Genomic DNA, 22,282 nt, shown 5'->3' on the forward strand with positions numbered 1-22,282 from the left:
GCCGCCCGGTCACCGCGCCGCGACGTGCTCCTGCTGACGCCGCCGCAGCAGCGTGTCGATGGAGACGGCGGCCGCGAGGACCACGCCGGTGACGATGTTGCGGGTCGCCGCGTCCAGGTCGAGCAGCGTGAGGCCGTTGGCGATGGACTGGATGACCAGCACGCCCAGCAGCGCCGACCAGGCCGAGCCGCGGCCGCCGTAGAGGCTGGTCCCGCCGATCACGGCGGCGGCGATGGCCGTGAGGAACAGCTCGCCACCGCCCGTGCCCTGGTTCGCCGCGGCGAGCCGGCCCGCGGCGAGCACCCCGCCGAGCGCGGCGAGCGTCGAGCAGGCGACGAACACGCTGGTCAGGACGGCACGCACGGGGACGCCGGCGAGCCGGGCGGTGCGCGCGCTGCCGCCCACGGCCCGCACGCCGCGTCCCCACCGGGTGCGGCGCAGCAGGATGTCCGCGACGGCGACCAGTGCCACCAGGAGCACCACGGACCACCCGATGCCGCGGGCCTGACCGAGGTAGGCCACCGCGCCCCCGAGCACCACGGCGGGGACGGCCGCCCGCAGCGCGACGACGGCGTAGGTCGGGGCGGGCAGGTCGGCGTGCAGGCGGCGTGCCCGCTCCACGAGCCCGACGGCGGCGGTCGCCACCACGATCAGCCCGACGCCGGCCCACGCGAGCGGTGCGGGGACGAACCAGGCCTGGGCGAACTTCACGAGCCAGGACTCGAAGGGCAGGTTGACCGAACCGTCCGGCCCGAGGACGCGCCACTGGATGCCGGCGATGACGAGCAGCCCGGCGAGCGTGAGGATGAACGCGGGCAGCCCGGCCCGCGCCACGAGCAGCCCGTACAGCAGCCCGACGGCGGCGCCCGCCGCGAGCGCCACCAGCACGCACACGGCGACCGGCAGGCCGCCGTTGACCGACCCGACGGCGACGATCGCCGCCGCGAGCCCGCCGACCGACCCCACCGACAGGTCGATCTGGCCGGCCATGAGCACCAGCACGACGCCGAGCGCGATGACGCCGATCGCGACGGACTGCAGGGACAGGTTGACGAGGTTCTCCGGGGAGAAGAACGTGGGGTCGGCCAGCCCGAACGCCACCCAGATGACGACGAGGGCGGCGACGATCGCGAGCAGCGGGTGCTCCCCGGCGCGGACGGACCGCCACAGGTCGGCGACGGTCATGGTCGGCTCCTTCGCGCGGAGATCCCGCTGACGGGTCCGGCACCGGTGATGGCGGCGAGCAGGTCCTCGGAGGTGGCGGTGGTCGCGTCGAACTCGCCGACGACGTGCCCCAGCCGGAGCACCACGATGCGGTCGGCGACGGCCTGGACGTCAGTGATGGAGTGGCTGATCAGCACCACGGCGTGATCGCCGGCCCGCAGCCGGCCGATGAGCTTGAGCACCTGGGCGGTCTGCCGCACCCCGAGCGCGGCGGTGGGTTCGTCGAGCACGACGACGCGGGGGTCGCCGAGCAGCACGCGGGCGATGGCGACGGCCCGGCGCTGCCCGCCGGACAGGGCGTGCACCGGCAGGCGGACGCTGGGGACGCGCGCGCCGAGCCGGTCGAGCAGCTCCCATGCCTGGCGTTCCATCGTGACCTCGTCGAGGAACGGCCCGATCCGGGGCTCGTGGCCGAGGAACAGGTTCTCCACGACGTCGAGGTTCTCGGCGAGCGCCAGCTCCTGCTGGACGCCCGCGATGCCGAGGGCCCGGGCGGCGGCCGGGGAGGTCAGGGTCACGGCGTCGCCGTCCACCCGCACCTGCCCGGCGTCGGGCAGGTGCACCCCGGTCAGGACCCCGGCCAGCGTGGACTTGCCGGCCCCGTTGTCGCCGACGACGGCGACCACCTCCCCGGGGTGCAGGTCGAGGTCGATGTCGGCGAGGGCCTGGGCGGCGCCGAAGCTCTTGGCGACGCCGGCGAGACGGACGACGGCTGTCACGGCGCTCCTTCCTCGGTGAGGCCGAGCCGCGCGCACGACGCGGCGTAGGCGGGGGTGCAGATCTCCTCGACCGTGTGGACCCGGCCGTCGACGATGACGCGCTGGACGTCGTCGGCCCACACGGGGGTGGGGGCGAGCACGAAGCTCTTGATGCCCCCGATGGTCGACGACGCCACGGGGGTCTCGCCGCGCAGCAGTCGCACGGCCACCTCTGCGGCGGTGCGGGCCTGCTGGTCGTGGGCCTTGGCGACGGTCATGAGCTGGTCACCGTCGACGACGCGCTGCACGGCCGCGAGCTCGGCGTCCTGCCCGGTGACCGGGGGGACCGGGTCGGCACCCGCCGCCTTGAGCGCGGCGATCGCGCCGCCGGCCAGGGCGTCGTTGGCGGCCGCGACCCCGTGCACGTGGCCGCCGAACTGGGTGTACTGCCCGCTGACCCACTCCTGGGCGCGGGTCGGGCTCCAGCCGGGGGTGTCGTACTCGGCGAGGATCTCGACGTCGGTGCCGTCCAGCGCACGGTGCACCCCGGCGGAGAGCTCGGCGGCGTTGGGGTCGGTGGGCGAGCCGTTGACGAGCAGGATCCCCGGCCTCGATGCCGACCCGGGGCCGAGGTCGGGCTCGTCCCCGTCGTCCACGAGCGATGCGAGCAGGGCGCGGCCCTGCTGGTAGCCGATCACCTCGTAGTCGAAGGTGACGTAGTAGTCGACGCGCGGGTCGTCGATGAACCGGTCGTAGGCGACGACGCCGACGCCGTGGCGCTCGGCCTCCGCGACGATGCTCACCGCGGCCGTCGCGTCGACGGCGTCCAGGACGAGCACGTCGGCACCCCGGGCGATCATGGCGTCCGCCTGCTCCTGCTGGCGGGCGGCGTCCTCGCCGGCGTTGGCGTACAGCAGCGTGCAGCCCGGGCAGCGGCGGCCGGCGACGTCCTCGAACGTCGGCCGGTCGGTGGTCTCGTACCGCGCCGTCTGCGCCTCCGGCAGCAGCAGGGCGACGGTGCCGTCGGCGTCGGCGTCGTCGGCGCCGGTGGTGCCGCACGCGGTCAGGACGGCGGCGAGCACGCCCGCAGCGACGACGGCGGACGCGGCCCGGCGGGACCGGATGCTCATGCGCCCACCCCCAGCAGCCCGGCGGCCCGGGCGTGGTCGAGCGCGACGGCGAGCGCTCCGCGCAGCTCGGCCTCGGCGCCGAACTCGGCGACGGCGACCAGGGGCGGTCCGGCCTCCGAGGGGACGGTACGCTGCTCGACCGCGGCCCGCAGCGGACCCAGCAGGATCTCCCCGGCGTCGGCGAGCCGACCCCCCACGACCAGCACCTCGGGGTCGACGAGGTTGGCGAGGTTGGCCGCGGCGGCGCCCAGGTGCGCCCCGGCGTCGGACAGCACCCGGCGGCACCCCGGGTCGCCGTCGTGCGCCCGGGCGATGACATCGGCCAGGGTGAGGTGACCGTGGCTGGCGCTCAGCATCCCGAGCAGCACCGTCGCGCCCACGAACGTCTCGAGGCAGCCTCGGTTGCCGCACCGGCAGATCGGGCCGTTCTCGTCGATGGTGACGTGGCCGATCTCCCCGGCGGCCCCGCCGCGGCCGTGCAGCACGCGCCCGCCGAGAACGATCCCGCCGCCGAGGCCGTGGGACGCGCGGACGTAGACCACCGGGTCGTGGCCGACCCCGGCGCCGTACCGGGCCTCGGCCAGGGCTCCGAGGTTGGCGTCGTTGTCGACGGTCACGGGGACGTCCAGGGCGGCGGTCAGGGCGGCGGCGACGGCGGCCCCGTCCCACCCGCGCAGCAACCCGGAGGAGGTGACGGCGCCCGAGGCGACGTCGACCGGCGCGGGCACGCCGACGCCCACGGCCAGCAGCTCACCGGCCTCGGCCCCGACGGAGGCCGCCATCTCCTGGATGAGCAGCGCGGCACGGTGCAGACCCATGTCGGCGCGGTGGTCGGGAGCGAGCGGGAGCTCCTCGCTGGCGATGATCTGCAGGGAGGCGTCGGCCAGGGCCACCCGCAGGGTCCGCGCGGAGAAGTCGACGCCGCCCACGAGCCCGAGGCTGCGGGCGAGGGTCACGAGCCGGGCACGACGTCCCGAGCGGGTGGAGGGGCTCGTGTCGAGCACCCCGGCGGCCGTGAGCTCCTTGACGATGTTGGAGACGCTGGCGGGAGACAGGCCGGTGATGCCCGCCAGCTCGACCTGGGTCAGCGAGCCGTGCTGCTGGACCGCGTTGACGATGCGGGCGCGGTTGGCCTCACGCAGTGAAGTCTGAGACCCCGGAGTCTCCCGCGTCGCTCGCACGTGACGAAGGATACCGCCCGGCATTCGGCCCGAGTCGGGCCCGCTGGTCCGCGGAAAACGGTCTCTGCGTTCACGAGATAACGCAACGGTTACGGTTCGCCGGTTCTTGAGTTCATTTCTTGACACCAAGTCCGCAGGCGCCGTTGGATGTGCTGCAGGGAGGACGGGTGCACCGACGCACCCGGTCGCGGGACGGACCGCGATCCCACATCACGGCAACGAAGGCGATGGGGAGCATGCGCAACTCACGACTCATGGCAGCGACGGCGGCAGCGGCCGTCCTGGCGCTCGGGCTGACAGCCTGCAGCGGCGACGACTCCGAGGGATCCGGCGACGACAGCACCATGTCCGAGGGCGACGGCGGCGGCGAGGTCGAGGTCTTCACCTGGTGGGCCGCCGGCTCCGAGAAGGCCGGTCTGGACGCGCTCGTCGGCGTGTTCGACGAGCAGAACCCGGACTACACGTTCGTCAACGGCGCGGTCGCCGGTGGCGCCGGGTCCGCGGCCAAGGACCTGCTGCAGTCCCGCCTGCAGGCCGGCGACCCGCCGGACACGTTCCAGGCGCACGCCGGTGCCGAGCTCCAGGACTACATCGACGCCGCACAGATCGAGGACGTCTCCGACCTGTACGACGAGTTCGGGCTCACCGAGGCGTTCCCGTCCGACCTGGTCGACCGCCTCAGCACCGAGGACGGCGCGATCTACTCCGTCCCGTCGAACATCCACCGGGCGAACGTCGTCTGGGCCAACCCGACCGTGCTCGAGGACGCCGGGCTCGACCCCGAGGCCGAGTACGCCGACATGGACGCCTGGTTCGAGGCGCTCGACGCCGTCGAGGAGTCGGGCAAGACGGCCCTGTCGATCGCCACCACGTGGACCCAGGTCCACCTGCTGGAGACCGTGCTCCTCTCCGACCTGGGTGCCGAGGCCTACAACGGTCTGTGGGACGGGTCCACCGACTGGGAGGGCGCCGAGGTCACGGCCGCCCTCGAGGACTTCGAGAAGCTGATGGGCTACACCAACACCGACCGTGACGGTCTGGACTGGCCCGACGCCACCCAGCAGGTCATCGACGGCCAGGCGGCGTTCAACGTCATGGGCGACTGGGCCGAGGCCGCGTTCCAGGAGGCCGGTTCCGAGGCCCCCGGGGACTACATCTACTTCCCGGTGCCCGGCACGGACGGCACGTTCGACTTCCTGGCCGACTCGTTCACCATGCCGGTCGGTGCCCCGAACCCCGACGGCACCAAGGCGTGGCTCGAGACCGTCGGCTCCGCCGAGGGTCAGGAGGCCTTCAACAAGGCCAAGGGCTCCATCCCGGCCCGCACGGACGCCGACACCTCGGACTTCTCCGAGTACCAGCAGACGGCCGTCGAGTCGTTCGCGAACGACACGATCGTCTCGTCCCTCGCCCACGGCGCCGCGGCCCCGGTCGCGACGCTGAACTCCATCTCGGACGCCACCAGCAAGTTCACCACCGGCGCCTCGGACCTGGCCACGTTCCAGTCCGAGCTCGCCGCGGCGAACATGTGATCGACCGGCACGACGAGGGGCCGGCCCGCCACGGGCCGGCCCCCTGCCGTGGCCGGGCCGCGCGCCCGGCCGGACCACCGCCGCCCACGCTTCCCGGAGCACCCCGGAGGGACCCATGAGACACCGCCTGCGACGGCTCGGACCGCCGCTCCTGCTCCTCGCCCCGTCGCTGATCCTGCTCGCCGTGTTCGTCTACGGCCTGATCGCGGCGAACTTCCAGACCTCGATCACGGACAACCACACCGCCGCGCAGGCGACCGGTCAGCAGCCCGTGGTGGTCGTGTGGTTCGACAACTACGTCGACCTGCTCGCCAGCGACGACTTCCAGCACTCGCTGATCAACCTGCTGCTGTTCACCGTCGTGTTCCTCGGCGGGACGATGATCATGGGCTTCGGCTGGGCCTGGCTGCTCGACAAGCCGTCCCGCGGCGAGGGCGTGTTCCGCTCGATCTACCTGTTCCCCATGGCGGTGTCGTTCGTGGCCTCCGGCGTGGTGTGGCGGTGGCTGCTCAACTCGAACCAGGGCGAGAGCGCCAGCGGCCTCAACCGGCTGTTCCAGATGATCGGCCTGGACTTCCTGCAGAACAACTGGTGGAACAACATCACGTTCGGCATCGTGGCCATCGCCATCCCGGCGATCTGGCAGCTGTCCGGCTACGTGATGGCGCTGTTCCTCGCCGGGTTCCGCGGCATCCCCGAGGAGCTGCGCGAGGCCGCGCGCATGGACGGCGCCAGCGAGTGGAAGCTCTACCGGCACGTGCTGTTCCCCCAGCTCACCCCGATCGCGCTCTCGGCGCTGATCATCATCGGCCACATGTCGTTGAAGTCGTTCGACCTCATCATGTCGATCTCCAAGCCGGCCAACTACCAGACGAAGGTCCCGGCGGTGGACATGTACCTGTTCAAGTCGAGCTTCGACTACGCGAGCGCCGCCGCGGTGGGCACGATCCTGCTGGTGATCGTCGCCGTCGTCGTCGTGCCCTACCTGGTCCGCACCAACAAGGGGAGCCACCGATGAGCGCCCACGTGGGCACCCCGGTGCCCCCCACCGACGTGGCCGGCGAACCCGTCGAGCTGCGCCGCGACACCCGGTCCCGCTTCACCGTCGGCAGGACCACCCGCTACGCCGTGATGATCCTGTTCGTCCTGATCGTGCTGGTCCCGGTCTACGTGCTGTTCGTGACGAGCTTCAAGGGTGCCGGCGACGCCTCCCCCGCCCGCGCGTGGAACCTGCCCACGGACTGGACCCTGGACAACTGGGTGGGTGCCTGGGAGGCGCTGTCGCCGTCCATCTGGCGCACGTTCCAGATGGTGATCCCCGCGGCGATCATCTCGGCCGTGCTGGGCTCCATGAACGGGTTCGTGCTGTCGCGCTGGTCCTTCCGCGGGGCCGACGTGGTGTTCACGCTGATCCTGTTCGGCATGTTCATCCCGTACCAGGCGGTGATGATCCCGCTGCTCGAGCTGATGCTGGGCGCCGGCGTCCCCAGCGGCGTGCCGTCGCTGATCATCCTGCACGTGATCTACGGGATCCCGATCACGACGCTGATCTTCCGCAACTACTACCAGACGATTCCGCACGAGCTCATCGAGGCCGGTCGCGTCGACGGTGCGGGCATGCTGCGCACCTACTGGTCGATCATCCTGCCGATCTCCGTGCCGAGCTTCGTCGTCGTGCTCATCTGGCAGTTCACGAACGCCTGGAACGACTACCTGTTCGCCGTGTTCTTCTCCTCGAGCCAGAACGGCCCGGTCACCCTGGCGCTGAACAACCTGGCCAACGGTGCCCTGCTGCAGGACTACGGCGTCTCGATGGCCGGCGCGCTGCTGGCCTCCCTGCCGCCGCTGCTGGTGTACATCCTGCTCGGCAAGTACTTCGTCGGCGGTCTGATGTCCGGCTCCGTCAAGGGCTGAGCCGGGCCGGGGGCAGCGACTCAGTCCGCCGGAGCGGGCCGGGTCGCTGCCCCGTCCAGCCAGAGCGTGTCGGACGCGTCGCGGTGCGAGCCGCTCGACCCGACGTGCTTGTCGCCGATCTGCGGCCCCTTCGTGACCACGTGCACCATCGCCATGCCGTGCCCGCGGCCGAGGCCGTAGTCCGCCTTCAGCCACTCGAGGATCGGCGCCGCCTTCGTGCCCGGACCGAACCCCCGCCCGGTCGCCTCGTCGAGCAGCTCGCGGGGCGTCTTGCCGGTCTTGCGCTCGACGGCGTCGAGATAGGCCTGGAACGACACGGGTACCTCCGTCTCCCGGACCGCCTCGTGCGGTCACGGCAGGTCAGACGGCGCGCACGCCGCGAACTCATCGCCGGCCGGGGCCCTCGCGCTCGGCCATCTTCGCGAGCATGTCGTTGTACGCGGTGAGCTCGGCGTCCCCGTCGCGCGCGGCCTGCCGGTCGCGCCGTCGGGCCTCCCGCTCGTCGGAGCGGGTCCACTGGATCGCGACGGTGATGGCCAGCGCGAGGGTGGGCAGCTCGCCGATCCCCCAGGCGATGCCGCCGCCGTGCTGCTGGTCCGCGATGGCGCTCAGGCCCCACACCCGACCCATGTTGCCGAACCAGTCGGCCACCAGCAGCGACGTGCCCGTGGTGAGCACGACGCCGAAGAACGCGTGGAACACCATGGTGGCGAACAGCAGCACCAGCCGCATCGGGTAGGTGGGTCGCTGCGGGCCGGGGTCGATGCCGACCAGGGCGTTGGCGAAGAGGTACCCCACGAGCGTGAAGTGCACGATCATCCACATGTGCCCGAGGTGGTTGGTCAGCGCGAACCCGAACAGCGGCGTGTAGTAGAACGCGATCATCCCGCCGGCGAACAGGACGGCGGCGATCACGGGCCGGGCGAGCAGCTCACCCACCCGCGAGTGCACGAGCGCCAGCACCCACTCGCGCGGCCCGCGCGAGCCGTCCTTGCGGGCCGGCACCGCGCGCAGCAGCAGCGTCACCGGCGCGGCGAGGACGAGCAGCAGCGGCACCAGCATCGCCAGCGTCATGTGCTGGACCATGTGCCCGCTGAAGGTCACGCGTCCGTAGACCGCCGCGGCGCCGTTCGTGGTCCACAGCAGCACCAGCATGCCCGCGCACCAGGACAGCGTCCGGCCGACGGGCCAGCGGTCGCCGCGACGGCGCAGCCGCACCGCCCAGCGTACGTAGACGACGATGCCCGCCAGGCAGGCGAGGCCGAACACCGGCTCCAGCGCCCACTCGGTGAGCCATCGCGACGCCGTCGGCTCCGGCGGCATCGGGTACCCGGTGAGGCGGAAGGCCGGCGAGGCGTCCACCGGGACGTCGTCGGGCACCGGCGGCGCGCTGGAACCGAGGCCCACGGCGACGCCGGAGACGGCGCCGATGACCAGCAGCTCCACGGCCAGCAGCTGCCAGAACAGGCGGCGGGCGAGCGACGGCTGCGCCGGGCCGGCGGGGGTGCTGCGCCCGGTCCCCTGCAACCTGTCGATCACCCAGGTCCGATAGCCCCAGCCGATCAGGCCGAGCACGCCCAGCAGGACCGTCTTGGTCAGGACCAGCACCCCGTAGGGCGTCAGCAGGTCGGACAGGTGCTCCATGCGGATCCACGTGTTCGCCACCCCGGACAGGGCCACCGTCACCAGGCACCAGGCGGCGATCGGCGAGTACCGCCGGACCGCGCGGGCCGCGACGTCGTCGAACCGGCCCACCACCAGCACGAACAGCGCGGCCAGCCCGCCGACCCACAGCGCGGCGCCGACCAGGTGCAGCCACATCGCACCCATCGCCAGGTAGTGGTCGGCGGCGCCCGACGCGTGGCCCGTCGTCGACTGGGCCGTCAGGGCCGCCACGGGGAGCAGCGCGGTCCACATCGCCCCCACCGGGCCGCGCACCGCCAGCGCGACCCCCGAGGTCAGCGCGGCCAGGGCGACGATGGCCACGAGGATCTTGCCGAGATCGACGTCCGCGACGAACTGCCCCAGCCCCGTGCCGAACGAGTCGGCGGCCGGGGACAACGCCGAGACCACCGAGTACTGCAGCACCAGCTCCACCACCGCCGCGACCGCCCATGCCGCCGCGGCCCACCCGGCGACGTCGAGCAGACGCCGCTGCGCCGCCCCGGGCGGGACCAGGCAGGCCGCCGCCACGAGGCAGCCGAGGGTGACCGAGACGCCGACCTCCGCCAGGACCGTGGCGACGGGCAGGCCCCAGCGGGCGAGGGCGCCCGGGTCGGAGAACGTGCCCAGCGCGTCGAACGCGTCCGAGAACGTCCCCGCGGCGAGGAGCGCGAGCACGGCGACGACGACGGCGCCCGGTCCGGCGGCCACGACCCACCAGGGGCGTGGTTCCGCGGAGACGGGCGCGGCGTCCCGGGCGCGCGGCGCGGTGGCTGTCACGTCATCCAGGGTAGGCGTCGCTCGGCGGTGCCCCGACCCCGGGGGCTGTGAGGTACGCGGCGCGCCACCGGTCAGGCGGTGGTCGCCAGGTGCTCGGCCCGGACCGGGTGGGCGACCTCCAGACCAGCGGCGAGACGTTCGAGCTCGGCGACGGCGCTGGCACCCAGGCGGTACAGCTCGTTGCCGAGCGACCCGGCGACGTGCGGTGTCAGCAGGACGCCCTCGGCGGAGTAGAGGGGGTGGCCGTGGGGCAGCGGCTCGGGGTCCGTGACGTCGAGGACCGCCCGCAACCGCCCGGTGAGGATCTCGGCCGTCAGGGCCGCGGTGTCCACGAGGGCGCCGCGGGCGGTGTTCAGCAGGGTGCTGCCGTCGGCCATGAGCGCGAGCTCGCGAGCACCGATCATGCGGTAGGTCTCCGGCAGAGAGGGGGCGTGCAGCGAGACGACGTCGGAGTCCCGCAGGAGGTCGTCCAGGGCGACCTTCACGGCACCGAGGGCCCCGGCGCCCGCCCTGTCCACGAAGGGGTCGTGGAGCAGGACGTCGACGTCGAAGGGCCGCAGCAGCTCGATCACCTGCCGACCGGTCCGCGAGGCACCGACGATCCCCACCGTCAGCCCGTTGTTGCCGCAGGCCGACGCCGGTGCTGCGGCGGCCAGGGACCCGAGGCGTCGGTAGGCGGCGGTCGCCTCGAAGACCCTCTTGCCGGCCAGGAGCACCATCGCGAGGGTGTACTCGGCCACGGGTCGGGCGTTGGCCTCGGCCGCGCTGGAGACCTGGATGCCGCGGGACCAGACCGCCTCCGTGACGAACGACTTCACGGTGCCCGCGGTGTGCACCACGGCACGCAGCCGGGGTGCGTGGGCCAGCGTCGCCTCGTCGAGGCGGGGTGCCCCCCACCCGGTGATCAGGACCTCCACCTCGCCCAGCGCGCGGAGCCCGCGGCCGTCGTCCAGATCGGTCACGACCTCGGGGTCGAGGTCGACCAGCTCCTCCAGGCGTGCCCGTGCGGGCCCGTCGAACAGCCGGTCGAGCAGGGCGGGGTCGTGCAGCGCGAACGCCGCCCGCAGCCGGTTCATGCGCCGGCCCCCGCCCGGTCCTGCGCCACGACGTCGACCTGCCCGTCACGCCAGACGACCCGGACCTGCGAGCCCTGCGGGCCGACGTCGTGCGCGACCTCCGTGACCGCGTCCACGTCCCGGACCCACGCGGATCCGCGTCCGCACAGCACCACGAGCGCCGCGACCACGTCCCCCGGGGCCAGCGCCGCCTGGCCGCGCGCCCACGGGATCACCGAGGACACGCCGAACGGGTCCGCCCCGGTGCGCCACGTCGTGCCGGCCCGCTCGAGGCCGCGCAGCCCGCGGACCAGGGACGTCAGACCGTCGGAACGGACGATCCGGACCCAGTCCGCGTCGGTCTCGACGTGGAGCGCGCGCGCATCCTGGCCCGCGAGCGCCCATCCGCCGACGTGCGCGGTCCAGGGCCCCGGGTCGGCGGGCCAGGCGGCCTCGGCGTCGAGCACCTCGGGCTCGGCGTCGCGCGCGCCCGCCGGCGGCCCGTCCGGCACCCCGGGGGCCGGCTCCCACCAGGCGAGCCTGACCTCGAACCGCCCGCGGACCACCGACGCCGTCGTGAGGACCGGACCGCGGCGGAGCGCCGACCAGCCGGCAGCGTCGGCGCTCGACGCGCCGCCTGCGGCGTCGAGCCAGTGCACCCGGGAGCGGGAGACGGCCGTGTGCCCGCCGGCGTGGACGCGGGTGATCCCGTCGCGGTGGGACGGTGCGCCGGAGCCGTCGAGCAGCGCGACGTGCGAGTCGACCGGAGCGGCGACGTCGGGACCGGACAGCTGGGGCGAGGTGACGTTGGAGTATCCGACCCTGCGGTAGAAGGGGTCGTCGGCGCGGGGGGCGACGGCGGGGTCGAGGAGCCGGTCCGAGCCGTGGTTCAGGACGCGGACGACGCCGTCACCCGTGGTGGCGGCGACGACCCAGCCCGGTGCGGGCAGGCAGGTCACGGCGTCCTCGGTCCACGCGGTCGGCACCTCGGGCGGGTCCGTCCACACCGGGTGGTCGGGGGGCAGGAGAAGTCCGAGAAAGCCCTTGCTCGCCCAGTACGGGGAGGACCCTCCGCTGTAGAGCTGTCGCACGCGGTCGAACCGGCCGTGCCAGCCCGTGGGCAGCAGGCCCTGCTCGTCGACCGCGCCCGCACGGGCGAAGTGGTCCGCGACGGCCGACGTCAGCGACCGGGTCTGGCCCGGACGCAGGGGTGTGACCCCGGCGAGAGCGCCCGCCCAGAACGGGGCCAGCATGGCGAACCGATAGGTGACCGACCGTCCCTGCAGCACCGGCGCGCCGTCGGACCCGACGAGGTGCTGGGCCTGCTCGAGGTACGCGCGGAGCCGGTCCGCGTGCCGGGTCTCGAGCGGGCGCCCGGCGATCCGGGCGCGCAGCAGCGGGTAGAGGTGCCACGCCCAGCCGGTGTAGTAGTCGTACGACTGGAGCCGACCGTCCCGGCCCCGTCCGTCGGAGTACCAGCCGTCCCCGACGTAGAGCGCCTCGGTCAGCTCGTCGTTGCGGTCGAGGTCCGCCTGGTCCCAGGGGCCGCCGACGGAGGCGAGGAAGGCTTCGACGACGTTCTGGAACCAGATCCAGTTGTTGCGGTAACCCGTCGTCCCGACGATCTCGGACAGCCAGTCCACGACACGCGCCTGGACCGCACCGTCGAGGCGGTCCCACAGCCACGGCCGGGTCTCGGCGAGCCCGATCGCGACCGAGGCCGACTCGACGACGGCCTGCCGACGCTCACCGATCCGCGGCCAGCGCTCCGGGCTGCGCGGGTCCGTCCCGTGGCGCAGGCCCTCGGCGTACCGCTCGAGCAGACCGGCCGGGTCGTCGCCCTGCTGGCCCCGGACCCGGAACGCGGCGAGCAGGAAGGTCCGGGCGAACCCTTCGAGGCCGTCGCTCCAGGCTCCGGACGCGCTGACCGGGCCCGGCAGGCGGAGCAGGCTCTGTCCGGGCGACGCGTACGGCCGGGTCGCGGCGAGCAGGTCGTCGGCGGACCTCAGCCAGTCGTCACGGCTCCAACGCCGTGTCACCTCGAGCAGGTCCGGAGGGGCAGCGGTGCACGTCACCCGTGCATCCTCGCGGGTGCCCCGCACGATCCGGCACGATCAGACATTTTCGATCATCGGCGGACGGGCTCGGTTAGGGTCGCGTCGATGGAGGTCGACGACGACGGGATCATGATGCCTCTTCCCCGAGCACGCCACGAGTACCTCCTGCGCGAGGTCGAGCTGCGCGGCAGCGTGCGCTCCGCCGAGGTGGCGGCCCACCTGGGCGTCTCGGAGGTCACGGTCCGCCGGGACATCATCGAGCTCGAGCGCGCCGGCCGGCTGGGACGCGTGCACGGAGGTGCCATCGCCCTCGGCGGAGCGCGCGGTCCGCAGGCGGCGAACGCACTCGTCGGGCTCGTGGTCCCCAGCACCGCCACCCACTTCCCGCAGGTCGTCCGCGGGATGGAGGCGCTGGCACCGTCGCTGCGCGTCCGGCTGGTCCTGGGGGTCTCGCACTACCGGCCCGACGTCGAGGTCGCCCAGGTCGACCGTCTGGTCGCCCTCGGCGTGCAGGGTCTGGTCGTCGCGCCGACGATGCGCGACCGCACGCCGGCGGAGCTGTCCGACTGGCTGCGGTCGATCCCCGTCCCGGTCGTCCTCGTGGAACGCCGCATGGACGCCACGTCACGGCTCCACGAGCTCGACGTGGCCCGGACCGACCACGCGCACGGCGCGGTCCTGGCCGTGGAGCACCTGTACGGGCTGGGCCACCGCAGGATCGCGCTCGCTGTCTACGACAGGACCCCGACGGCACGCCACGTGCGCGAGGGCTTCGCGACCGCCGTCGGACGTCTCGGGCTGGACCCGGGACCCGACGTCTCCCTGTCCAAGGGGGAGGACGACCCCGACCGGCTCGCCGCCGAGCTCGGCGAGCTCCTGGACCGGTGCCTCGCCACCGGGACGCGCGCCGTCCTCGCGCACACCGACGACCACGCGGCGCGGCTGGTCGAGGCGGCGCTCGACCACGGGCTGTCGGTCCCGGACGACCTGGCCGTGGTCGCGTACGACGACGAGAACGCCGACCTCGCCGTCGTCCCCCTGACGTCGGTCACACCGCCGCGGCGCGAGCTGGGGCGCGAGGCGCTGCGGATGCTCGTGGACCGGGTCGCCGACGGCGTCGACGGCAACGACCGGTCGCGACCTCCCCGTCACGTCGACCTGCTGCCGCGGTTGACCGTCCGCGCGTCGTGCGGCGCCTCGGGCTGACCGGTGGTCGGTCGGGACGAGGAGGACCCCGGCCGGCGGGATCAGGGCCCGCCGACCGGGGCAGGGCGACCCGGGCTGTCCGTGCCGGCTACTCCATGAGGTCGGCGGCGTTCGTGAAGAACAGCTCGACACCCTCGTCCAGGGTCGTGGCGCCGAACGCGATGTCCTGCGCGATGCGCGTGAACTCCGCCTCCACGGACCCGGCGCCCTCGGGCGGCGGCGCCGGGGCGTCGATCGCGATCTCCTCGACCTGTTCCCAGTACTCGAGGATCTCGGCGTCCATGCCCTCCGCCTGGACCGCGTCCCGGGCCGACTCGGACGTCGGCACGCCGCGCGACATGCCGAAGATCTCCCCGACCTGCGGGTCGTTGGTGATGAAGTCGATGAACTCCGCGGCTTCCTCGGGGTGCTCGCTCTGTGCGGACATCGACAGCTGCAGGCCGGGCTTGAGGTAGAGACCTCGCTGGTCCGCGGAGTCGGCGGGCGGCATGACCATCGAGAACTCGTCACCCCCGGACCCCTCGGAGAACCGCACCAAGAAGTTGTAGAAGCTGATCTCGCTGGCGCTGTAGCGGGCGCTCAGCGCGTCGCTCTCGAGCGACTCGGCCCGGTCCGGCGCCAGGAAGCCGCCGTCCTCGAACAACGGCGTCGCCCGCTCCCACCAGGCCGTCAGGTCGGCCTCGGTGAAGCCGAGCCCGCCGTCCGGGCCGTAGAGGGACTTGCCCTGCTGCAGCAACCAGATCTCGAAGACCGACCAGATCTGGGTGTACTGGTTCGACCCGCTCACGGCGGGATCGTGGTCCGCGCCCGCGGCGCCCACCTCGGACAGGAAGGCGTCGTACTCGTCCCAGGTCTGCGCCTCGGTCGGCGGTTCCACACCGATCTCGGCGAGCAGGTCGTCGTTGAAGAACGTGCCGAAGGTGGTCGTCTGCGTCGGGACGCCGAAGGTCTGCCCGTCGATCTGCGTGGCCGGCAGGATCGACTCGGGGAACGACGAGATGTCGATCGTGTCGCCGAGGTAGTCGTCGAGGGGCTGGATCTGTCCCGACGCGCCGTACTGGCGCAGGTAGGCGACGTCCATCTGGAAGACGTCCGGCAGCGAACCGCCGGCGGCCTCGGTGTTGCGCGCCGTCCAGTAGTCGCCCCAGCCGCCGTAGGAGGACTGGATCGTGACCCCGGGGTTCTGGTCCTCGTAGAGGGCGATGACCTGCTCGTAGCGGTCGGCACGGCTGGCGTCGCCCCACCAGGCGAACGTCAGGGTGACGTCTCCGTCCGCGCCCCCGGACCCGGTGCCCCCGGAGCACCCCGTGAGCACCAGGGCGGCCGCGGCCACGACCGCACCCGCGGCGCGTCGTCGCGTCCTCGTCGTCGAATTCATGTGAGCCTCCTCGCGCACGTGTACCGCCGGTCGACGGCCTGCTACCGGCAGATGCTGCCAGCGCACGGACATGCGCGAGGACGAACGGACAAAAACGTGCAACGGCTGCCGCGCGCCGGGCGTCAGCCCCAGACCAGCCCGCGTGCGGGATCCTCCAGCACCGTGGCGACGTCGGCGAGGAACTGCGAGCCGAGAGCGCCGTCGACCAGTCGGTGGTCGAAGCTCAGGGCGAGCTGGGTGACCCAGCGCGGCTTGATCTTGCCCTGGTGCACCCAGGGCTGCTGCCGGATCGCCCCGAACGCGAGGATCCCGGCCTCGCCGGGGTTGAGGATCGGGGTACCGGTGTCGATGCCGAACACGCCCACGTTCGTGATCGTGAACGTGCCGCCCGACATGGCGGCCGGCGTGGTCCGGCCGGCCCGTGCCGTCGCGGTGAGCTCCCCGAGGGCCTCGGCCAGGCCGAGCAGCTCGAGCCGGTGGGCGTCCTTGACGTTGGGGACCACGAGCCCGCGCGGCGTCGCGGCGGCGATCCCCAGGTTCACGTAGTGGTGGTAGACGATCTCCTGGGCGGCGTCGTCCCACGCGGCGTTGATCTCCGGGTGCCGCTTGATGGCCAGCAGCGCGGCCTTGGCGGCGATCAGCAGCGGCGTGACCCGCACGTCGGCGAAGTCCCGGTCGCCCTTGAGCCGGTCGACGAGCTTCATGGTCCGCGTGACGTCGACCGTGTGGAAGACGGTGACGTGGGGCGCCGTGAACGCGCTCGCCACCATCGCCTCGGCCGTGCGCTTGCGCACGCTCTTGACCGGCACGCGGGTGGTGCGGCCGTCGTCGGACACGCTGCCCGACGCCAGCCACGGCTGGTCGTCGTCCGGGTAGGTGGCCAGCGCGCGCGGTTCGGCCGAGGCCGCGTGGGCGGTCACGTCCTCGCGGGTGACGATGCCGCCCGGTCCCGTGGGATGCACCGAGGCGAGGTCGACGCCGAGGTCCTTGGCGAGCTTGCGCACCGGCGGCTTGGCCAGGACCCGCACCCGCCGGCCCGATCCGCCGCCCGACGTCGGCGCGTCCGCCGGCGAGGCGGCCGTGGGCACGCTCACCATCGGCTTGGCGAGGGACGGGCGCGCTGCGGGCTCGGGCGCAGCGGGGGCAGCGGGTGCAGCGGGCGTCGCAGGCCCGGGCGCGGCGGGCGTCGCGGGAGCGTCGGCCGGGGCCGCTGGGACCGCTGGGGCCGCCGGTTCGGAGTTCGCGGACCGGCGACGACGGCGGCACCCGCCGGCCGCCTCGCCGGCGGTGCCGTAGCCCACCAGCACCGACCCGGAGCCGGAGCTCGTCCCGTCCTGGGCCGCGGTGTCCGCGGCCGGTGCGGCGTCCTGCTCCGGCGCGGAGACCTCCCCCGGGACGGGCGCGTCCGCCCCGTCACCGGACCCGCCGATCTCGATGATCGGGGTGCCGACGTCGACGGTCGTGCCCTCCTCGGCGAGCAGCCCCGTCACGGTGCCCGCCCAGGGCGAGGGCAGCTCCACCAGGGACTTGGCGGTCTCGATCTCGACGATGACCTGGTTGACCGCGACGGAGTCGCCGACGGCGACCCGCCACTCGACGATCTCGGCCTCGGTCAGCCCCTCGCCGACGTCCGGGAGAGGGAAACGCTGGGTGCTCATTCGATCCTCCGGGTCAGTGGGCCAGCACGCGGTCGACGGCGTCGCAGACCCGGTCGACGTTCGGCAGGTAGTCGTGCTCGATCTTCGCCACCGGGTACGGCGCGTGGAACCCGCCGACCCGCAGCACCGGAGCCTCCAGGGAGTAGAAGCACTCCTCGGTCACCCGGGCGGCGAGCTCGCCGCCCGCGCCCAGGAACGTCGGCGCCTCGTGCACGACGACGCAGCGCCCGGTGCGGCGCACCGAGGCGGCCACGGTCGGCACGTCCAGCGGGGACACCGACCGCAGGTCGACGACCTCGGCGCTGGTGCCCTCGGCGGCCAGGGCGTCGGCCGCCGACAGCGCGGTGGCGACCGTCGGCCCGTAGGCGACCAGGGTCACGTCCGTGCCGGCCCGTGCGACGCGGGCCGTGCCCAGCGGGTCCGGTGCTCCGGCGTCGGACAGGATGGGTACCGGGCTGCTCAGGTCCACCTCGCCCTTGGACCAGTAGCGGCCCTTGGGCTCGAAGAAGATCACCGGGTCCGGTGAGACGACGGCCGCGCGGATCATGTCGTAGGCGTCCTGCGGCGTCGACGGCGAGACGACGCGCAGGCCGGGGGTGTGCGCGAACAGCGCCTCGGGCGACTCGGAGTGGTGCTCGATCGCGCCGATGCCGCCGCCGTAGGGGATGCGGATCACCACGGGGACCTGCACCGTCCCGCGGGAGCGGTAGTGCAGCCGGGAGAGCTGGGTGGTGATCTGGTCGTAGGCCGGGAACACGAACCCGTCGAACTGGATCTCGCACACCGGCCGGTAGCCGCGCATCGCCAGGCCGATCGCGGTGCCGACGATCCCCGACTCCGCGAGCGGGGTGTCCACCACGCGGTGCTCGCCGAAGTCCTTCTGCAGGCCGTCGGTCACGCGGAACACGCCACCCAGGCGGCCGATGTCCTCGCCCATGAGCAGGACCTTGTCGTCGGCGTCCAGCGCCGAGCGCAGACCCTCGGTGAGCGCCTTGGCGAACGGCATCGTCTGCGTGCTCATCGGGTGGCCTCCACGGTCTCGGAGCTCTGGGCGGTCTCGTCCTGGAAGGAACGGAACCACTCGCGGTCGGCCGCCACCTGCGCCTGCGGCGTGGCGTACACGTGGTCGAACATCGACTCGGCGGGCGGGGCGCCCAGGTCCCGGACCCCGGCGCGCAGCGACTCGCCGAGCGCCTCGGCCTCTGCGTCGACGCCCGCGGCCCAGGCGTCGTCCCAGCGGCCCTCGGCACGCAGCAGCGCCGCGAGGCGGTCGATCGGGTCACGCTGCCGCCAGTACTCCTCCTCGGCGCGCTCGCGGTAGCGCGTCGGGTCGTCGGAGGTGGTGTGGGCGCCCATCCGGTAGGTGTACGCCTCGACGAACGTGGGGCCGTGCCCGGCGTGCGCCCGCTCGAGCGCCTCCGCCATGACGGCGTAGCAGGCCAGCACGTCGTTGCCGTCCACGCGCACGCTCGGGATGCCGAACCCCTCGCCGCGGCGGTACAGCGGGACGCGCGACTGGCGGGTGGTGGGCTCGGAGATCGCCCACTGGTTGTTCTGGCACCAGAAGACGACCGGGGCGTCGTTGACGCCGGCGAACACCAGCGCCTCGTTGACGTCGCCCTGGCTGGTGGCCCCGTCGCCGAAGCAGGTCACGACGGCGGTGTCCCGCTCCGGGTCGCCGGTCCCGACCGCACCGTCGCGCTGGATGCCCATCGCGTACCCGGTGGCGTGCAGCGTGTGGGAGCCGATGACCAGGGTGTAGAGGTTCACGCGGTGCTCGGCCGGGTCCCAGCCGCCGTGGTCGGTGCCGCGGTAGAGCCGCAGCCGGTCCACCGGGTCGACGCCGCGGACGTGCAGCATGCCGTGCTCACGGTAGGAGGGGAAGATCCAGTCCTGCGGGGCCAGCGCGTGGGCCGGACCGACCTGGGCGGCCTCCTGACCCGTCGACTGCGCGTAGAGGCCGAGCTCGCCCTGGCGCTGCAGCGCGGTGGCCTCGTCGTCGAACCGGCGGGTCAGCACCATGTCGCGGTACATCAGGCGCAGCGCGTCGGTGCCGAGGTGACCCACCCGGTCGCGGTACGCGGCGGTCTGCGGGCCGTCGGTACGGCTGCCGTCCGGGGCGACGAGCTGCACGAGGTCCTCGACGGCTGCGCCCGCCGTCCGCGAGCTCGGGTCCGTCTGCGGACCCTGGTCCGTCCGGAGGCCCTGCTCCTGGTCCGGGGCGTCGGTGTGCACACGGTCTCCTTCCCTGCCGGGCGGCTGCGCCACGTCGAGGTCCGGTGCCCGGGTCTCGGGCGGGGAGCCGAACCTACGCCTTCGTAGCCTACGCAAGCGTAGGTTGACGGCACCCCGTCCTGGCCCCCGGCGCGGCGGCCAACACTCGACGCCGCCTTTTGGAGGATTCCTCCAACGGGGTGGATCGCGCCGCTCAGCCCGGGTAGCCGACCCCGCGGCCGCTGCGCAGCGTGTCCCGCTCACGCAGCACCGGCCAGCGGGAGAACGCGAAGACGAAGAACATGACCACGTTGACGATCGGGACCAGCCCGATGAGCACCCACCAGCCGGAGTACCCGGCCTTCTGGATGATCCGGACGTAGGCGATGAGCACGAGCAGCGCGAACAGCAGGTAGACCACGAGTGCGGCGCCGCCCACGAGCCATCCGTAGTCGTCGGCGAGCTGGTCGTAGGAGACGTCGTCCATGATCAGCAGTGTCCTCCGCCGGGTCGCCCCGGCAACCGGAGGACGGACCGACCGGTGGCGCCGTCGACGTCGCGACTACCGCCGCGCGGCCAGGAACTCCGCGATCCGGCCGATCGCCTCCTCCAGGACCTCGACGTCGGGCAGCGTGACGAGCCGGAAGTGGTCCGGCGCCGTCCAGTTGAAGCCCGTGCCGTGGGTGACCAGGATCTTCTTGGCCCGCAGCAGCTCGATGACGAACTCCTCGTCGTCGTCGATGGGGTACACCTCGGGGTCGAGGCGCGGGAAGCAGTACAGGGCACCGCGGGGCCGCACCGACGTGACCCCGGGGATCTCGTTGAGGAGCCGGTCGGCGAGCACCGTCTGCTCGTAGAACCGTCCACCGGGCACGATGAGCTCGTCGATCGACTGGTAGCCGCCGAGCGCCGTCTGGATCGCGTGCTGCGCCGGCACGTTGGAGCACATGCGCATGTTGGCCAGCAGCGTCAGCCCCTCGAGGAACTCGGAGGCGGTGTCCTTGGGCCCGGAGACCATCACCCAGCCGGCGCGGTACCCGCACACCCGATAGGCCTTCGACAGGCCGCTGAACGTCAGGCACAGCACGTCGTCGCCGGCGGCCGTGGCCGCGTGATGGTGCTCGGCGCCGTCGTACAGGATCTTCTCGTAGATCTCGTCCGCCATGATCACCAGGTCGTGGCGGCGCGCGATGTCGACCAGCGCCTCGACCATCTCCTTGCTGTACACCGCGCCCGTGGGGTTGTTCGGGTTGATGAGCACCAGGGCGTGGGTGTTCTCGGTGATCTTGGACTCGATGTCCGCCAGGTCCGGCATCCACCCGTTCGACTCGTCGCAGGCGTAGTGCACGGCCGTGCCGCCGCACAGCGTCACCGCGCCGGTCCACAGGGGGTAGTCCGGCGTGGGCACCAGGATCTCGTTGCCGTCGTCGACGAACGCCTGCAGCACCATCGAGATGAGCTCGGAGACGCCGTTGCCGATGAACACGTCCTCGACCATGACGTCGCGCAACCCGTGGGACTGGTAGTACTGCGCCACCGCGGTGCGCGCCTCGTAGATCCCGCGCGAGTCGCTGTACCCCTGCGCCTCCGGCAGGTGGTGGATGACGTCGGCCTGGATCGCCTCGGGTGCGGCGAACCCGAACGGGGCGGTGTTGCCCACGTTCAGCTTGAGGATGCGGTGCCCCTCCGCCTCGAGGCGCTGGGCCTCGACGAGGATGGGGCCGCGGACGTCGTAGCGGACGCCGCGGAGCTTCTGGGACTGCCGGATGGTGCGCACCGCCACATCCTCTCAGGGAGCGGCGGCGGGCGACACGGCCGATCCGCGACGAATGGCCCTCTGCTGCAGCCGGGAGACCGCGGCCAGGACCGACGGCGGGACGGGAGCGCCGATCGACAGCGGGCTGGGCTCGGGGTCGCCGGCCGTGACCGCCAGCGGCAGCACGCCCGCCCACACGCCGTGGTCCTCGCCGTCCCCCGGGTCCTCGCCCGCCCCGCCGGCGCGCACCTTGACGCTGACCCGGTCGAGCGGGACCTGCAGCACCTGCGTGGCGGCGACCTCCTTGGCCGTCATCTCGCGCACCTCGGCGCGGCGTCCGGGCATGAGGTGGTCGCCGATCTGCCACAGCGCCTCCGTCCGGAGCGCGCGGGGCACCACGGTGGCGCGACCGGCGATCATCACCGAGCGGTAGTCGGCCGAGCTGTCGTGCAGCGACCGGGCGTAGACGAGCGCGTCGAGGTGGGTGATCGCCACCGACACCGGTACGCCGTCGGCCCCGGCGTCGAGGAACAGCCCGCCGCCCGTGGAGCCGTGCAGCAGCAGGCGCCGGCCGAGCCCGTCGCCCAGGTCCCCGACCCCGTAGAGGTACGGCAGCACCACCGGGAAGCCGTCGCGGACCAGCGCGACGTGGGCCACGGCCCCGTCGGCGAGGATGCCGTCGAGGACGGCGGCGTCGTCCGTCTGCCGCTCCGGCTTGCGGCGCACGGCCAGGCTCGGTCCGGTCGGGTGCTGCGGGTCGAAGGCGGCGGACGCCGCGGTCTCGATGCTCACGGCACCGACCGTAGGGACCCCACTGGACTATCCTGTAGTCCAGTT

The 22,282-nt window shown here is 73.2% G+C and carries 19 protein-coding genes; 4 read left to right on the top strand and 15 right to left on the bottom strand.

Going from position 1 to position 22,282, the window contains the following annotated elements; genetic code table 11:
* Positions 1–9 precede the first annotated feature (9 nt).
* Genes ACIQLL_RS03045 through ACIQLL_RS03060 form a run of 4 tightly spaced genes read right to left on the bottom strand, consistent with a single transcriptional unit; the run spans position 10 to position 4,233 of the window.
* Positions 10–1,185 carry a sugar ABC transporter permease gene (locus tag ACIQLL_RS03045; RefSeq protein WP_402463066.1) on the bottom strand — a complete coding sequence of 392 codons (1,176 nt, stop codon included), beginning with the start codon at positions 1,183–1,185 and terminating at the stop codon, positions 10–12.
* Entirely contained in the window at positions 1,182–1,943 is a 762-nt protein-coding gene (locus tag ACIQLL_RS03050; RefSeq protein ID WP_402463069.1) for an ATP-binding cassette domain-containing protein, read from the bottom strand. The genes ACIQLL_RS03045 and ACIQLL_RS03050 overlap by 4 nt, the downstream gene beginning before the upstream one ends.
* Complete coding sequence (locus ACIQLL_RS03055; protein WP_402463072.1) at positions 1,940–3,052, bottom strand: substrate-binding domain-containing protein; 1,113 nt, start codon at positions 3,050–3,052, stop codon at positions 1,940–1,942. Before ACIQLL_RS03055 ends, ACIQLL_RS03050 begins: the two co-directional genes overlap by 4 nt.
* Positions 3,049–4,233 (bottom strand): ROK family transcriptional regulator, encoded by a 1,185-nt coding sequence (locus ACIQLL_RS03060; RefSeq protein WP_402463075.1) that lies wholly within the window; start codon positions 4,231–4,233, stop codon positions 3,049–3,051. Before ACIQLL_RS03060 ends, ACIQLL_RS03055 begins: the two co-directional genes overlap by 4 nt.
* A gap of 236 nt (positions 4,234–4,469) precedes the next feature.
* Here ACIQLL_RS03060 and ACIQLL_RS03065 point away from each other — a divergent pair, with 236 nt between their 5' ends.
* The 3 genes from ACIQLL_RS03065 (at position 4,470) to ACIQLL_RS03075 (ending at position 7,679) form a co-directional block, all read left to right on the top strand.
* Entirely contained in the window at positions 4,470–5,765 is a 1,296-nt protein-coding gene (locus tag ACIQLL_RS03065; RefSeq protein ID WP_402463078.1) for an ABC transporter substrate-binding protein, read from the top strand.
* 115 nt (positions 5,766–5,880) lie between these two features.
* Positions 5,881–6,783 carry a carbohydrate ABC transporter permease gene (locus ACIQLL_RS03070; RefSeq protein ID WP_402463081.1) on the top strand — a complete coding sequence of 301 codons (903 nt, stop codon included), beginning with the start codon at positions 5,881–5,883 and terminating at the stop codon, positions 6,781–6,783.
* Entirely contained in the window at positions 6,780–7,679 is a 900-nt protein-coding gene (locus ACIQLL_RS03075; protein WP_402463084.1) for a carbohydrate ABC transporter permease, read from the top strand. The genes ACIQLL_RS03070 and ACIQLL_RS03075 overlap by 4 nt, the downstream gene beginning before the upstream one ends.
* 20 nt (positions 7,680–7,699) lie before the next feature.
* Here the strand turns inward: ACIQLL_RS03075 and ACIQLL_RS03080 are convergent, their stop codons facing one another.
* From ACIQLL_RS03080 to ACIQLL_RS03095, 4 genes are all read right to left on the bottom strand, one after another.
* Positions 7,700–7,996 carry a DUF4287 domain-containing protein gene (locus tag ACIQLL_RS03080; protein ID WP_402463087.1) on the bottom strand — a complete coding sequence of 99 codons (297 nt, stop codon included), beginning with the start codon at positions 7,994–7,996 and terminating at the stop codon, positions 7,700–7,702.
* Between the two features lie 67 nt (positions 7,997–8,063).
* On the bottom strand, positions 8,064–10,121 hold the full coding sequence (locus ACIQLL_RS03085) for a cytochrome c oxidase assembly protein (protein WP_402463090.1): 2,058 nt from the start codon (positions 10,119–10,121) through the stop codon (positions 8,064–8,066).
* Positions 10,122–10,192: 71 nt separating this feature from the next.
* Positions 10,193–11,197 carry a hydroxyacid dehydrogenase gene (locus ACIQLL_RS03090; protein ID WP_402463092.1) on the bottom strand — a complete coding sequence of 335 codons (1,005 nt, stop codon included), beginning with the start codon at positions 11,195–11,197 and terminating at the stop codon, positions 10,193–10,195.
* Positions 11,194–13,251 carry a DUF2264 domain-containing protein gene (locus ACIQLL_RS03095; protein ID WP_402463094.1) on the bottom strand — a complete coding sequence of 686 codons (2,058 nt, stop codon included), beginning with the start codon at positions 13,249–13,251 and terminating at the stop codon, positions 11,194–11,196. The genes ACIQLL_RS03090 and ACIQLL_RS03095 overlap by 4 nt, the downstream gene beginning before the upstream one ends.
* A gap of 87 nt (positions 13,252–13,338) precedes the next feature.
* Between ACIQLL_RS03095 and ACIQLL_RS03100 the strand changes: the two genes are divergently transcribed.
* Positions 13,339–14,439, top strand: coding sequence for a LacI family DNA-binding transcriptional regulator (locus tag ACIQLL_RS03100; RefSeq protein ID WP_402463097.1), 1,101 nt, complete (start codon positions 13,339–13,341; stop codon positions 14,437–14,439).
* Positions 14,440–14,527: 88 nt separating this feature from the next.
* Here ACIQLL_RS03100 and ACIQLL_RS03105 read toward each other — a convergent pair whose 3' ends face one another.
* From ACIQLL_RS03105 to ACIQLL_RS03135, 7 genes are all read right to left on the bottom strand, one after another.
* On the bottom strand, positions 14,528–15,817 hold the full coding sequence (locus ACIQLL_RS03105; RefSeq protein WP_402463100.1) for an ABC transporter substrate-binding protein: 1,290 nt from the start codon (positions 15,815–15,817) through the stop codon (positions 14,528–14,530).
* A gap of 122 nt (positions 15,818–15,939) precedes the next feature.
* Positions 15,940–17,475 (bottom strand): dihydrolipoamide acetyltransferase family protein, encoded by a 1,536-nt coding sequence (locus ACIQLL_RS03110; RefSeq protein ID WP_402463103.1) that lies wholly within the window; start codon positions 17,473–17,475, stop codon positions 15,940–15,942.
* 13 nt (positions 17,476–17,488) lie between these two features.
* A complete protein-coding gene (locus ACIQLL_RS03115; protein ID WP_402463105.1) occupies positions 17,489–18,496 on the bottom strand; it encodes an alpha-ketoacid dehydrogenase subunit beta in 1,008 nt (335 codons plus the stop codon).
* A complete protein-coding gene (gene pdhA, locus ACIQLL_RS03120) occupies positions 18,493–19,710 on the bottom strand; it encodes a pyruvate dehydrogenase (acetyl-transferring) E1 component subunit alpha (RefSeq protein WP_402463108.1) in 1,218 nt (405 codons plus the stop codon). The genes ACIQLL_RS03115 and pdhA overlap by 4 nt, the downstream gene beginning before the upstream one ends.
* A 193-nt stretch (positions 19,711–19,903) precedes the next feature.
* Positions 19,904–20,176 (bottom strand): DUF805 domain-containing protein, encoded by a 273-nt coding sequence (locus tag ACIQLL_RS03125; protein ID WP_402463111.1) that lies wholly within the window; start codon positions 20,174–20,176, stop codon positions 19,904–19,906.
* A 75-nt stretch (positions 20,177–20,251) separates the two neighbouring features.
* Complete coding sequence (locus tag ACIQLL_RS03130) at positions 20,252–21,466, bottom strand: pyridoxal phosphate-dependent aminotransferase (protein ID WP_402463114.1); 1,215 nt, start codon at positions 21,464–21,466, stop codon at positions 20,252–20,254.
* A 12-nt stretch (positions 21,467–21,478) separates the two neighbouring features.
* Complete coding sequence (locus tag ACIQLL_RS03135) at positions 21,479–22,237, bottom strand: pyridoxamine 5'-phosphate oxidase family protein (RefSeq protein WP_402463117.1); 759 nt, start codon at positions 22,235–22,237, stop codon at positions 21,479–21,481.
* Between the last annotated feature and the right edge of the window lie 45 nt (positions 22,238–22,282).

The organism is Isoptericola aurantiacus, from assembly GCF_044769875.1.
Taxonomy (GTDB): domain Bacteria; phylum Actinomycetota; class Actinomycetes; order Actinomycetales; family Cellulomonadaceae; genus Isoptericola; species Isoptericola aurantiacus.